This is a genomic window from Shewanella electrica, from assembly GCF_022321485.1.
In the GTDB taxonomy this organism is placed as follows: domain Bacteria; phylum Pseudomonadota; class Gammaproteobacteria; order Enterobacterales; family Shewanellaceae; genus Shewanella; species Shewanella electrica.
In genome coordinates this window covers 16,940-30,283 of the sequence record NZ_JAKOGG010000001.1, presented here as the reverse complement: position 1 = coordinate 30,283, position 13,344 = coordinate 16,940, and the positions used below count along the sequence as shown (strand labels likewise).

The window sequence follows — 13,344 nt, the reverse complement described above, 5'->3', positions numbered from 1 at the left end:
CCCCTGAGGAATGTCGTGTGGAAGCCTTATTTGCCTCAACCTTTGCTGTGGCTATTGCCGAAATCGGCGATAAAACCCAGTTATTGGCGCTGTTGTTAGCGGTGAGATTTAGAAACAAAACCGCTATTGTCTTAGGCATGTTACTGTCTACCCTACTCAACCACCTATTGGCTGCTTATGTTGGCGAATGGGCCTCAAGTTGGTTATCTCCCGAAGTTGCCCGCTACATCGTCGCTGTCAGCTTCTTTGCTATCGCGCTGTGGGTATTGGTGCCCGACAAAGCCGATGATGAAGATAATCGCTTCTATCGTTATGGTCCTTTCGTGGCCACCTTTGTGCTGTTCTTCCTTGCTGAAATGGGTGACAAAACCCAAGTTGCCACTGTGGTACTTGCTGCCAAATACCAAGCGCTTGCTTGGGTAGTCGCGGGGACGACTATCGGGATGTTGTTAGCCAACGTGCCAGTGGTGATCGCTGGTAGCATGGGCGCAGGTAAGTTACCGCTGAAATTGATTCAACGGACATGCTCAGTGTTATTCTTCATTTTGGGTATTGCTACGCTACTGTGGCCGTAAGCAGTTCTTACAAGATGATTTGATGAGAAAAAGAGGCTTTTTAGCCTCTTTTTTATTGGTGAAATTTAATCGGCTTGCAGGCTATCAAACACGCCCATTCAAACCTAACATCCTGCGAGCGCTTAATCTAAAACATACCGCAACTGATACTGGTGTTCGCCGTTCTGCTGGATGATATCCATCGTGCCGCTGATGTTGCTCAGCTCACCGATACCCGAGCCAGGCAGAATATAAATCTTCAGTGTTTGCTCACCGCCGTTCATAAAGCCGCTATGCACTAAGGTAAATGCGCCTTGCTTACCATCAACGCTGCCCACAAACTCCTCAATGGCTGAGTACGCTGCCGCGCCGTTAGCAATGCGTTTACTCAGCATCTGCCCTACGCCAACACCACTCATTGCCCCGTGATACTGTTTGCGCAGGATCATCCGTCCGGCAGGGGCATCATCGTCTTGCTGCGGTTCAACATTCACGTCAAAACTGCCAGATACTGCCAATGTTGTCATCGTTGACTCCTCGTGGGGTACTTGCGCTTGGGGATTTTCGGTGGCGGTCACCGTCAACATTACACCGCCAAAACTTAGCATAACAATGCATCGCACCATAGTGCTGCGCCAACGCGATAACATCGCTGCTGGCTGGCATTTCGGTGACATTATGGCTGGCATCATGCTCACACTCCTTGAATATACCTTTTACCAAATAGTTAGCCGTTAACGCGACCAACACATCACCGCCTACACTGGCGCTGTCTTACATCAGCCTTGTGAACTTGTGTGGTTGGCCCCAGTGCATCTAAGCATAGCGTTAACACTGCGCAATAAATAGTCACACAATATAGCTAATCACAGAAGATATGACGTCAACGGCACGACGCTTGATAAACACTTACGCCGTGCCGTTATCGATAGGTATGAACGGAATTCAACAAGCTGTAGCTAAGCGCCACAACGCCTTAAAACTTCGCCGCCACAGTAGTGGTGAGCCGCTGTATTTTCGGCCCAAATAGAAATGAGATCACACCAGCAGCGGGCCATGCTAATAGCCAAGCTGACATCCAACTGTCGATGAAATTATCGATCAGCCCAACGTTAATGTAAGTAACCCATGCGGACATGAAAAAGGTCAAAACCAGTGACATGACCAAGGCAAATAGCGCTCTGTGCTTCATCTGTTCTCCAAGGTGATTGCTAATTGGGCATAACTTACATACTTTCAAATATGTGATATACCTGTAATTACAAGAGTGCTAATTGCAAATATGAAAGGCAATGTTGAATAACCTCAAAGTATTTATCACCGCAGCAGAACACAACAGCTTCACGCAAGCGGCCGCCGAGTTATCAATGACGCTGGCCACCGTTTCTCGGCGAATCAATGAACTAGAACAACAACTGCAATGTAAGTTGTTCCATCGTTCCAACAAAGGACTGACGTTAACCCCTGCGGGCCAAGCCTATTACAATGAAACGTGCGACTTTATTCATGAGCTAGATGTGCGGCTGAGCAATCTGGATGAATCACTCAACAGTCTCGAAGGTGAACTGCGCATCATGGCGCCGACCAATATCGGTAGTGGTCCATTAGATCCGTTCTGGCGAGCCTTTGTCGCGCAGCATCCCTATATTTCACTCGAGGTAAAGTTGGGCGATCCTGACGATGATGTCATCGCCAATCAGGTCGATATCGCCATTCGTTCCGGCCCCCAGCAAAACTCGGCGTTAATTCAGAGTGCCGTGGGCAGCATAGTACCGATACTGGTGGCCGCGCCCTCGTTCAACACGCCAACGCCGCAAACACTCGCCGAGTTGCAACAGTGCCCCAGTGTTGCCGTGCATATGTTCAGTCAGTGGGATTTATATAACGGGCAGGCTCGGCAGCAACTTCATAAAAAGCATAACCACATCAGCAACGACATGAACTTTGCCTTAAACCTCGTGAAAGCGGGTGCTGGTATCGCCTTATTACCCCGCAGCATGGTGCACAATGGACTGGAAACAGGCGAGTTAATTCAGATCTTGCCGCAGTGGACCGGCGCCCCGCGTGAGATATCTTTGCTATGGCCACAAAAGCGTACTTTATCGGCTCGAGCCAAACTGTTTCGCCAACAATTGATGCTATTTTTGCAGCAGCAAAACTGGATAAGGATGAAGTAGCATCGCCCCATTTCACGGGGGCACTCGCGCTATCCAAACCGATCATGCCATTGATTTATCGTGTTTTATAAGCTGATGATTTACGCCATGCTAACGAGAGATAACCTCACTACTTGATCAACTCAGATAAGCGCACTTCGGAATAGCGAATGTAGTTTAGATTACCTTGGGCTTGCAACAGCTCGTGCTCAACGAGCGCCATAACCCGCTTGGCAAAAAATGCGGTCGGTAACCCGCGTAACTCCACTGGTAATTGGTTGTAAGTTTTAGCAATAAGCATGGCAACTTTCATATAGTGCTGCCTGACGTTTGACAACAATACTTTATCTACCATGTCGATTTGCTCTTGTGTAATTTGCGCTAGCAATTTTTGCTGGGTATCACTTACAGGCTGGGCATCAATATGTTCTTCAGCACGCAACGTAGACTTCAAAGCAGGTGATGCTTCAATCACTGAGCTATTCACCTTTCTAAGTAATCCCCCCGCGTGACCAATCGCCCCAATTTTGGCGAAATCTGTCGGTTGTTGCTTGAGCAACAAACCAATAGCTTCATCTATTTTCTGCTGCGCTTGCTTAAGTAATGCATCCAGTTGTTTATCTACGTTTTCTTGCTGTGACACGCCCAACTCCAAGCCCATTCCATTTAGTGAGCCATCGATAATACGGGCTGGGTTAGCAGGAAGCTACGCTTTGATATGTAAAGGTTTGATGGCTGGCAGCCATGGCAACCTGCGGTTGTGAATGCTTGATGGCTCCGCCATGCAAGCTGCGCTTGGCAAAATCGTGAGCTTTCGCGCTCACACTACGAGACAAGGGGGGCTGTTCAGCCTTGCCCCCTTGTCGCTCCCCTTGCTGCCCCGAAGGGGAATAGGTGTTATCTGGCAGTTCAGAGCGTTAACAGATCTACATTTGGTGCCTGATCCGATTTTTCCATTCATTTAGCTTTTCCATTTTTCTTTGTACTCGGGAATTAGACTACGCTTTAAAAGGCTTTTTCTCTGGATGAGGATTTAAAAGTTGAAGCAAGACGAAATTTCAGGACTAACTAGTGACCTAATATTAGATAGATCTACAACTCAATTATTGGATGACTTTGGCGCAGGGAAAGCATCACCTGGCTCAGGGAGCGCAGCAGCATTACTAAGCATTCTTTCGGCCAAAATGATCTTAACCGTCTGCGATATCAGTTTAGAAAAGGCCGGATGTGAGAGATATCATAAGGAGTTTGAATTTATAACATCAAAAATCAAAGAAAACTTCGAGCCACGACTAAGAGAGCTTTTTGAGCTAGATGCACGCGATTTTGAGAAAGTTGTTGATTTAAGGATCCGGAGAGATCGCGCAAATGACCCTAGTGAAAAATCTAGATTGTCGAGAGAGTCTCTAGAACTACTTGAAGTAGCTACAAATTACACTTTTGAAGTAGCTGATATATCGTTTGCGTTAATGGAGTATGGTATCAATATTTTTGAACATGGTTGGCATGCAGTCCGAGGAGATTCAGGTGTTTCAATAAGTGCGGCGATGTCAGGAATAATGTCATGCATTTTTATAACAAATCTAAATCTCAAAACTCTTAAGCGTCGAAAGTATGCAGCAGAGAATCTTGCACGAGTTCAAAGTATCCAGACGAGACTTGAAAATTTGCAAGTGAAAGCATTCACATGTGTAACATCAATTGGTGCAGAATCCATTGACTCGATTCAACTAGAATTAAATACCACGTCTCACCCACCTAGCGAGCCTAGACTAAATATGTCATGACCACTTTGTGTGAGAATTCAAGCAATTATCTGACAATATCTATATTTCCCAGAGCAAAGTATTGGTAGCGTTCAAAATTCTGCGTCACTACAGGATTACACCGTGATTTCTCAGCACAAATGAACCAGTAAACCATGGGAAAGCTGCGCACCTAGGCTAAATGATGACTGCGGCATGAATACAAAAAAGGCTACACTAACCGAAGTGCCTACGATAAGTTAAAAGAGCCGCTAATCCAAACGGTTAGCGTGAATAACAGGGATATTCAACCGCCTGCGCACGTGCTACGTTATGACATCAAAGTAGAAGGACTGAGCACCGATTGCCGTAGAACTATTCGCGCACAGTATTTTTGCAGAGGGAATTGGGCGCTTGCTGGGTTCGATAGCCGCAAGACGTTCCTGTTTTGGTTAAGACGGACTGAATTGGTATTGGTTTAATGATGAAACAGTTTAAGTGGTTTGCGCTTGGGGTGATAGCTGTTACGTGTTTTTGGATGTCAATGGCTATCTGGCAGGTGATTTCTGGTGAAACAGCCCTCTATCAAGCATTTGTTGACATAGTGGTTGTCATTGCTGGGATAGCAACAATTATTGCATTGGCAATTGCTTATCGAACATACAAAAATTGGACGATTCCAATTAAATTGGCACGAGTGGAGAAGGTGTTAGATCTTTTACTTCAGAGGCAGAAGTTGATCGTAAGTATAAGTGAACAGTTTTCTCGTTGTGAAAATGTAGGTAGCTTTGAGCACAGTTATAATCATATAACTAGTTTAGATAATATCTATGCAATGCACATTGCAACCCACTTATCTATCCTTGGTTTACTTGATGAGTCTGATTCTATCAAATCATCTGTACTCCCAATTGAAGATAATTCACCCCAAAATCCAGAACACTTCAGCACTGCTGTTTCTGCCGCACTGGCATCAACGTTTGAAATTACCCGAGTTGTAAAGGATATGCTTACCGAAATAAATCATAGGTCCCTCTAACTAAACCTACTGCCGAGTTGGAACTCGCAAGCTTTGACTACATATGGGATTTTTTGGAGGTTGGTTGTTGTTTTATCAAGTGCAGCAACCGCTCTACGCCAACAAAAGATTAACCATATGATTTTATTATGTAATTATTACATCACACTACATAGTTCTTTGTTCGCAAAAAAACACCAACTTTTGATCGTTTTACGCCAATTGGTACCCTCCAGAAAATTGGAAAAACCACCAAATCGAGATCAGCTAATCACTGAACTTTCAGACTACACCCATTCCCCTTGGCGCAGCGCAGGTGCGTTGGGCAGACATTGAGCAATCGAGGCATGGACGCCGAGAAGCGATGGTGAGCGAGGGACCGCGAATCAGAGCGATTTGCGAAAATGGCAAACCAGAAGCGCCGTAGCGTTTTGCGCCGTGGGGCGGCATGGGGTTTGACAAGGGGACGAGGCCGTCCAGTCCCCTTGTCCTCTGGTGTGGAACGAGCAGTTCCACGACGTTCGCAAACGTAGTTTGCAATGGCTGCAAGCCATCAATCTATCGCAACCGCAGGTTGCATAGGCGCAGCCTATCTTGCATCGCCAGATGCAAAAAAGCCCAACTTCCGTTGGGCTTTCCAATCAAAATTCAGTTTGCGCGAATCGGCGCATCAAATCACTTGGTTAATGCCGCCAAAGCAGCCATCACCCGAGCACCATAATCTGCATCAGCGCGACTGAAATGACAGATCATCTTCTGTTGCACATCATGGCTTGCTTGGCTCAGCGTCCCCGCAATGGTGTCGGCCAAACGTTGTTTCTCTTCTTCCGAGAAGATGCGATACAAATCCCCTGCTTGAGTAAAGTCATCTTGGTCGAAGCGGCTGTAGCGGTCCGCATCACCATCGATACGCAACGGCGGTTCTTTAAATTGGCTAGCGTCCTGCAAGCCTGTTTCGACCGAGTTTGGCCCATAGTTCGCTGCTGCATCGCCGCCGGTTTGGCTTTGATGATACGGGCACTGCGTACCTGCCATTGCGCCAGCACGTTGGTGATGGTTAGCCTGCGTGGCATGCGGGCAGTTCACTGGCAACTGGTTGTAGTTGGCACCGATGCGGTAACGCTGGGCGTCAGCATAGGCAAACAAGCGCGCTTGCAGCATTTTATCGGGTGAGGCACCAACACCTGGCACTAAGTTACTTGGTGCTAATGCCACCTGCTCCACTTCGGCAAAGTAGTTTTGCGGCAAGCGGTTCAGCTCCATCATGCCCACTTCAATCAACGGGTAATCTTTATGTGACCACACCTTAGTTAAATCAAACGGATTGACGTGATATTTCTCGGCGTCAGCTTCCGGCATGATCTGCACACACAACTGCCAGCGTGGGAAATTGCCATCAGTAATCGCCGCGACAATATCGCGCTGAGCGTGGTCTGGGTCGATGCCCTTCACTTTCGCCGCTTGCTCTTCGGTCAGGTTGGCAATCGGTTGCTGGCAACGGAAGTGGAATTTCACCCAGTAACGTTCGCCTTTGGCGTTCCAGAACGAGAAGGTATGCGAGCCATAGCCGTGCATTTGGCGATAGTTGGCCGGAATGCCGCGATCAGACATCAAAATGGTCACTTGATGCAGCGCTTCTGGGTTCAGTGACCAAAAGTCCCACATCGCTTGTGGATCTTTTAAGTTGGTCATCGGGTTACGTTTTTGGGTGTGGATGAAGTCTGGGAACTTGATGCCATCACGCAAGAAGAAGGTTGGCGTGTTGTTGCCCACGATATCGTGGTTGCCACGGGCAGTATAGAAACGCACGCCAAAGCCGCGTGGATCGCGCTCGGCATCGGCTGAGCCCATTTCGCCGCCCACGGTAGAGAAACGCACAAACACTTCAGTTTGTTTGCCTACGCCTTGGAAATGGTCGGCAATGGTGTATTGGCTTAAATCGTTGGTCACGGTAAAGGTGCCGTAAACGCCGGTGCCTTTGGCGTGCACGACGCGCTCAGGAATTCGTTCACGGTTGAAATGTGCTAACTTTTCAATCAGATGGAAATCTTGCAGTAACACCGGGCCGCGCGCACCGGCGGTCACAGAGTTTTGGTCATCGGCCACTGGGGCACCGTTTTGGCTGGTAATGTAGTTGTTATTCATCGTTATGTTCCTCAAGTGCTGCGGGTGGTGTTAACCAAAGTTCAATTAAATCAACGATTGTGGCCATGAGTAGCTCCTATTGAGTCTGTGGCCGTTGCTTGAGATGAATAGTAGAGAAACGACAGAAACAAATAAATCGATTAAATATGATTATGATGATTTGTTTTTTATATTAAGAATTTCGCCAAAGACGATGGCAAGGTGGGCAACAACCGGTAGTTACCCATCTGCCATAACAACCGCGCGGCGGTTTGTGCTCGACAATGTGGCGGATGCGTCATCAGCCAAGGTGGCGCGCAGGAATGATGCTTAAGGCGTGAGTGTGAGTAACATCGGTTGATACGTGAGCCCAGCAGACTCCGCGATAGCGCCTGTGGCCTTAAAGCCGTAACGCTCATAGGCTCCGACCGCTGGTAACGAGGATTTAACGGTAATGGTTTGCGCGCGCGCATGCGCTAACACGGCTTGCAGCAACTGACGACCAACGCCATGATGCTGCTGCGTTGGCGCCACAAACAACATGCTGAGGTGGTGGCCCGCTTTCAGTTCAATCATACCGAGCAGCTCACCTTGCTGTTCTGCCACCAGTATCACGTTATCTTGCTGCCGCCGCTCCGCCAACGCCTCGCTAGTGGCAATCGCGTTAAACGTTGCGATGCCTTCGGGCGTCACTGTTGCAGCCACCGAATGCTCAAATGCGCTAATGCACAGCGCACTCACGGCGGCCAAATCTGTATCCGTCAATGGACGAATCAACATGTTGTACTCCTTTAACAGCACAAAAACCCCCATAAAGGGGGCCTAAATGGTTTATCTAAAAAGAACGGGCAGTCAGTGATTGCTTGAAGTGCCCACCGCAAACGAGAACTTCATGTCAGCCAGCGGATAGAAGTTCAATCCAGCCAATGTCTTAGGGGCTGTTTATCTTTGTTGGTTGTTTTTGCAGCTGACAGAGCGTGATTTAGGCAAGGCAGGTGATGTGCTGTGTAGTTATTCTCCACAAACACCACCTAACGCTGAATAAATTGCGCTCTGTCGCTGCCCGAAGGGTTCATTTAAACGCCTCCTGAACTTTGTTGCCTCCAGCTTGCTTAGTTGACTAAGCGTCGCAGGCCGCGCCTCGTTCATAATGCGTTTGATTTGAACAAAAATTAAACACTAAAGATCAACAGCCCCTAATATTGTTAAAGCTGTTCACATCATCATCTGTTGGATGATTGTGTTCCAACGCCAAGCTGACAAAGGGTTTTACGTTATCCGATAACCCTTGGTATTCCAGCTCAGTATTGGCATACAGGGTGTTCACTTGGCTATCGCCGAAACCTTTAAATGTCCGTTGTGAAGTTTTGATACCCAGCTCAACCGACTGGCGCCAATCTTCATTAACATCAAATTGATAACCGCCACCAACACCCACCTCAAAGTAAGGTGCAACCTCAATACCATGATGTGTTTCGCTACTACTGTAACCACTGGTTACGGTGAAGTAAGGATGATCATCAGCCATCGCGGCCGAACTTGTCATGAGTAACGCCACCACAAATATCGGTTTCATCTGAGTCTCCGACGACTTACTGGCGAGCAGCGACAGCCGCAAACAACAACCTTAGCGTAAAAGTTGCACAATAAATAGCGGCCATGCTGACAATAACTACATGTGAGCCAACCACAGTAATCTGCATTGTGGGCTGTATTCGCCAAGTTAATTATCATATAAATAGCATTCACTCTGATTTGCACGCTTAGGAATACCGCCATGCCAACGCCTACTCTGCTGTTCGCGCTGCCACGCCGTCACGTACTGCACAAACTGTTTGTGCCGCTGTTACTGAGTAGCTGTAGCTGGCTCAGTGTTGCGGCAACACCGGTGACAACGCCAGTGATAAAGCCAACTGCCAACACCATCAATGCCGCTGAAGCGCAGCGATTAGATCAATTATTACAGTCCTATATCGACCAGCGAAAACTGGCAAACGTGGTCACCTTAGTCGCCAAAGATGGTCAGATTGTGTATGAGAAAGCCTTTGGCTGGAAGGATGTTTCTAAGCAAGTACCGGTAGCCACCGATGATTACTACGTGCTGTTTTCGCAAACCAAGGCGATTATCTCAGTAGCGTTTATGACGCTGGTTGAGCAGGGTTTGGTGGATATTAATGAGCCGGTGAGTCAATACTTTTCGGACATTCCTACCACCGTACTGAGCAACATCAATGCCGATGGTAGCTATCAAACTCGCCCAGTAAAAACGCCGATGACCTTTGTGCATCTGCTGTCGCACACCGCTGGGTTTAACGCTGGTCAAGTGCCCAAACTGCGTTGGGGCGATGCTGAACAAACCGATCTGCCCACCTTGGTGTGGGATGGCAAACCCGTGACTACCTATCCCGCTGGCCAACGCAGCCACAGCGACAATTATCAGCGCCCTTACCTCAAAGACGAGATGCAAGAGCTGGCACGCTGGCCGCTGGGGTTTGATCCCGGCAGCGAGTGGCATTACCACAGCAGCACCAATATGTTGGCGTATTTGATTGAGCGCATTAGCGGCCAAACGTTGCAACAGTACGTGACTGAACATGTGCTTGAGCCGCTGGGGATGCATGATACCGCATGGTTTTATTCAGCCGACAAACTGAGCCGCTTCGTTAATGCTTACAGCAGTATTGATGGCAACATCGTCGCCGAACCCAACCTGTATCGCCGTGGTGCTGTCAGTGCTGAACAGACTTATGCCGAAGGGGCCATTGGCCTCAACGGCCCGATTGAGGATTACGCCAAGTTTTTGCAGATGATGCTCAATAACGGTGAACTGAACGGCGTGCGTATTCTTAAACCCGAAACCGTGGCGTTGATGACCACCGTTAACCGTTTACCAAGCGACGATAGCGACCCTGACGACAAGTTTCGCTTTGGTTTGGGTTTTGAGTTGTTTCAAAAGCAACAGCCAACCGCCGCGGTTTCAAACTCGGCCTACGGCTGGGGAGGCATGATGGGCACAGGGTATTTGGTCGACCCGCAAAATCAACTGGTGGTGTTGTATTACATCAACCAATATCAGCGCGAAGATCTGTATCCGCAGGTGGTCAAGCAGGTTTATAAACTGTTTGATACAGCGAAATAACCGCTTATCACCAGCAGCAAAAAGGGAGCCGCAGCTCCCTTTCCAATTTTTCAACTCGGTCGTAATTACACTTTTACCACGTCACAGATGGTATCGTTCCACGATTGGTTACCCACCAGCGGTGATGGGTTAATCGGGATCAAGCTGTTCGGGTTAAAGCCGTTACCAGCCCCACCACGTTGTTTGTCCCACCAAATTTGGCTAACCATGTCTGCATCTTCCGCGTTACCGAACGCTGGTACAGCAGCCGGTTGACCATTGCGACCTTCGGTAATGCGGCCGCCGTAGTTCATGCCCATCGAGTTACTGAGCGCGATCACGTCTGGGTGAATACCTTCGGTTACTACCACTTTTACTTTTAGCTTACCAACCACCTCGCTTGGATTATGCACTTGGTAGTCAGTCACTGGGCGATACGAGGTCAGCTCAACAAAGTCACCCGTTTTTACGCCCAAGCGTTTGGCGGTTTTGCTGTTAATCCAAGCCGGATTGTCGTGCACAATTTCGGTCAGATATTTCTGTGGTGCCGTACGGCCTTGGGTGTGCACGTTCCACTTAAAGGTGGTCAGCACCAATTGGTCAGCCTTGCGCTTGGTCATCGACTCAGGGAAGGCAAAGTGCGGCCAACCATCATCTTGTTTACCCAGCTGTTTCGCCATTGCTGCCACGTATGGCGAGTGCACTTCAAACTTGCGCGATGGCGTTTTAAAGCCCTGTTTAGCCACGCCGTTTTGCATCACGCCAATGGCGGCTTTCTTGCCTTTGCTTTCTTTGTAGATCACGCCATTCTCAACCGTGGTGCCTGCCAGTTGCTCAGCACTCAGCGTTTTATCAAATGGGCGATAGTTCTTCGGTTTATCCCACACCAAGGCGCCATGTTTTTTCATGTAATCAAAGCCGTTCAAACCATCACGCACTGGCAATGAGTTGAGGCGGTAGGCGACAAACTCTTCATAAGAGGCAAACTCGAAATACTTAGCGATATCGGGCCCTAAACGCTTAGCGATGTTGATCAGCGTATCGGCAAAGTTTTCGCAATCAAACGGCGGTTGTACTGCCGGTTGGCGCAACACCATGTACGGCTGCAGATCGTAAGCGTTACGCGCATCGATAGTGTAACGTTCAAAGTAAGTTGCATCTGGCAGAATCAAATCAGCGTAGTGCGCCATCTCGGAATAGACCACATCCGAGCAGGCGTGGAACTTAATTTTCTGCTCATCTTTCAACGCAGCTACCGCGACTTGGGGGCCTTCGGGCCAGTTTTGCGGTGCGGCGATGGTGTATGACAGGTAGCAATCGACTTGGTGCTCACCTTTGAGCAACTTATCAAACACCAACTCACTCACCTTCATTTTGGCCCAGTGGTTGGAGATGGGATATTGCTTAGGATCTTCCAGATCGGTGCTGAATGTTGGCTTAGGCGGAATAGGCGCAGGCTCAGGGAAGTTATTGCCCTTAATGCTTTGTGAACCGCCATAGGCATAGCCACCTTCGGCGCCGACGCTACCCACCAGCGCGTTCAGCAATACCACCGCCCGCTCGTTGTTAAAACCGTTTTGGTGACCTTGGGTGCCGCGGTTAGTAAACGCCACACATGCTGGTGCCGCAGCAGCAAATTCGCGAGCTAGACGGGTAATGTCAGTGGCGGCGATGCCTGAGGCCTCTTCGGCAAACTTCGGCGTATACGGTGCGAGGAAGGTTTTGATTTCCGCCAACGTCACGTTCATCCAATCATTGATAAACGCGGCGTCGTACAAGTTTTCATTGACGATAACGTGCGCCATCGCCAACGCTACAGCGCCTTCTGAGGCCGGGAACGGCGCATGCCATTCATCACTGCGGCCGGCGGTGTTCGATAGGCGTACGTCAAAGGTGACCATCTTGGCGCCCGCCGCTTTGGCTCTGACATAACGACGCATCAGCGGGAAGCCACCTTGGTGCGCTTCAAGGAAGTTAGAGCCGAAGTTAAGGAAATAACGGCAACGCTCGGCGTCTACGGTTTCCCAATCGTTGTCGCCAATCGAGGTCAAGTTAGCGGCACGTTTGTTTGAGGAACATAACGCGCGGTGATTCAAGATCACTGGCGAGCCAACCGCATTCATAAAGCGGCCGACAATATCACTGATCTTGTTACGGCCACCGTGGAACACCACCCGCTCTGGATGACCAGCAGCAATCGCTGGTTTGATGCGCGCAGCAATCATCTCATAGGCTTCTTCCATGGTGATACGCTGCCACAGGCCTGAGCCACGTTCACCGACACGTTTCAGCGGGTACACAATACGTTCTGGGTAGTTCACCGCCGACACGCCACCGTGGGCTTTAGCACACAGCTTGCCTTGCGGGTTCGGGTCAGTTTTGCTGCCCTCAACGCCGAGGATTTGGTTGTCTTTAACCAACACGTCCATACCGCAAACGTTAGAGCAGTTAAGGCACACACTCGGCACTCGCAGTACATCGGCAATGCTGTCGGCCAAACGGTCACGGCTCAGCGCCGCTGTTGGTGCTTCCGCAGCGATGGCATTCGGCATCAAAGAGATCACATCACCCAACTGCATCATCGCTACAGTAGCGGCAAATTTTTTAATAAACTCACGACGTTCCATGC

At 49.0% G+C, this 13,344-nt stretch carries 12 protein-coding genes; 5 read left to right on the top strand and 7 right to left on the bottom strand.

Annotated features, from left to right (window positions below):
• Positions 1 to 17 precede the first annotated feature (17 nt).
• A complete protein-coding gene (locus L9G74_RS00115; protein ID WP_238894102.1) occupies positions 18 to 575 on the top strand; it encodes a TMEM165/GDT1 family protein in 558 nt (185 codons plus the stop codon).
• A gap of 122 nt (positions 576 to 697) precedes the next feature.
• Here the strand turns inward: L9G74_RS00115 and L9G74_RS00110 are convergent, their stop codons facing one another.
• Complete coding sequence (locus L9G74_RS00110) at positions 698 to 1,246, bottom strand: DUF3224 domain-containing protein (protein WP_238894099.1); 549 nt, start codon at positions 1,244 to 1,246, stop codon at positions 698 to 700.
• Between the two features lie 284 nt (positions 1,247 to 1,530).
• Positions 1,531 to 1,746 carry a DUF2798 domain-containing protein gene (locus L9G74_RS00105; RefSeq protein WP_238894096.1) on the bottom strand — a complete coding sequence of 72 codons (216 nt, stop codon included), beginning with the start codon at positions 1,744 to 1,746 and terminating at the stop codon, positions 1,531 to 1,533.
• Between the two features lie 100 nt (positions 1,747 to 1,846).
• On the opposite strand from L9G74_RS00105, the gene L9G74_RS00100 reads away from it, so the two are divergent.
• Complete coding sequence (locus L9G74_RS00100) at positions 1,847 to 2,731, top strand: LysR family transcriptional regulator (protein ID WP_238894092.1); 885 nt, start codon at positions 1,847 to 1,849, stop codon at positions 2,729 to 2,731.
• 109 nt (positions 2,732 to 2,840) lie between these two features.
• On the opposite strand, the gene L9G74_RS00095 is transcribed toward L9G74_RS00100, so the two are convergent.
• On the bottom strand, positions 2,841 to 3,353 hold the full coding sequence (locus tag L9G74_RS00095) for a DUF3658 domain-containing protein (RefSeq protein WP_238894090.1): 513 nt from the start codon (positions 3,351 to 3,353) through the stop codon (positions 2,841 to 2,843).
• 397 nt (positions 3,354 to 3,750) lie between these two features.
• Here L9G74_RS00095 and L9G74_RS00090 point away from each other — a divergent pair, with 397 nt between their 5' ends.
• Positions 3,751 to 4,497 (top strand): cyclodeaminase/cyclohydrolase family protein, encoded by a 747-nt coding sequence (locus L9G74_RS00090; RefSeq protein ID WP_238894086.1) that lies wholly within the window; start codon positions 3,751 to 3,753, stop codon positions 4,495 to 4,497.
• A 439-nt stretch (positions 4,498 to 4,936) separates the two neighbouring features.
• Positions 4,937 to 5,494: a hypothetical protein gene (locus L9G74_RS00085; RefSeq protein ID WP_238894084.1), complete on the top strand. Its 558-nt coding sequence runs from the start codon at positions 4,937 to 4,939 to the stop codon at positions 5,492 to 5,494.
• A gap of 654 nt (positions 5,495 to 6,148) precedes the next feature.
• Here L9G74_RS00085 and katB read toward each other — a convergent pair.
• From katB to L9G74_RS00070, 3 genes are all read right to left on the bottom strand, one after another.
• Positions 6,149 to 7,618 carry a catalase KatB gene (gene katB / locus L9G74_RS00080; protein ID WP_238894081.1) on the bottom strand — a complete coding sequence of 490 codons (1,470 nt, stop codon included), beginning with the start codon at positions 7,616 to 7,618 and terminating at the stop codon, positions 6,149 to 6,151.
• Positions 7,619 to 7,927: 309 nt separating this feature from the next.
• Positions 7,928 to 8,377, bottom strand: a complete 450-nt coding sequence (locus tag L9G74_RS00075; RefSeq protein ID WP_238894078.1) for a GNAT family N-acetyltransferase — start codon at positions 8,375 to 8,377, stop codon at positions 7,928 to 7,930.
• Positions 8,378 to 8,783: 406 nt separating this feature from the next.
• Positions 8,784 to 9,173 (bottom strand): outer membrane beta-barrel protein, encoded by a 390-nt coding sequence (locus tag L9G74_RS00070; RefSeq protein ID WP_238894075.1) that lies wholly within the window; start codon positions 9,171 to 9,173, stop codon positions 8,784 to 8,786.
• A 201-nt stretch (positions 9,174 to 9,374) separates the two neighbouring features.
• On the opposite strand from L9G74_RS00070, the gene L9G74_RS00065 reads away from it, so the two are divergent.
• The gene (locus L9G74_RS00065; RefSeq protein ID WP_238894072.1) at positions 9,375 to 10,736 is read left to right on the top strand and encodes a serine hydrolase domain-containing protein; all 1,362 of its coding nucleotides are present in this window, start codon (positions 9,375 to 9,377) and stop codon (positions 10,734 to 10,736) included.
• Positions 10,737 to 10,801: 65 nt separating this feature from the next.
• On the opposite strand, the gene L9G74_RS00060 is transcribed toward L9G74_RS00065, so the two are convergent.
• Positions 10,802 to 13,342 (bottom strand): molybdopterin-containing oxidoreductase family protein, encoded by a 2,541-nt coding sequence (locus L9G74_RS00060; protein WP_238894070.1) that lies wholly within the window; start codon positions 13,340 to 13,342, stop codon positions 10,802 to 10,804.
• Positions 13,343 to 13,344: the final 2 nt, after the last annotated feature.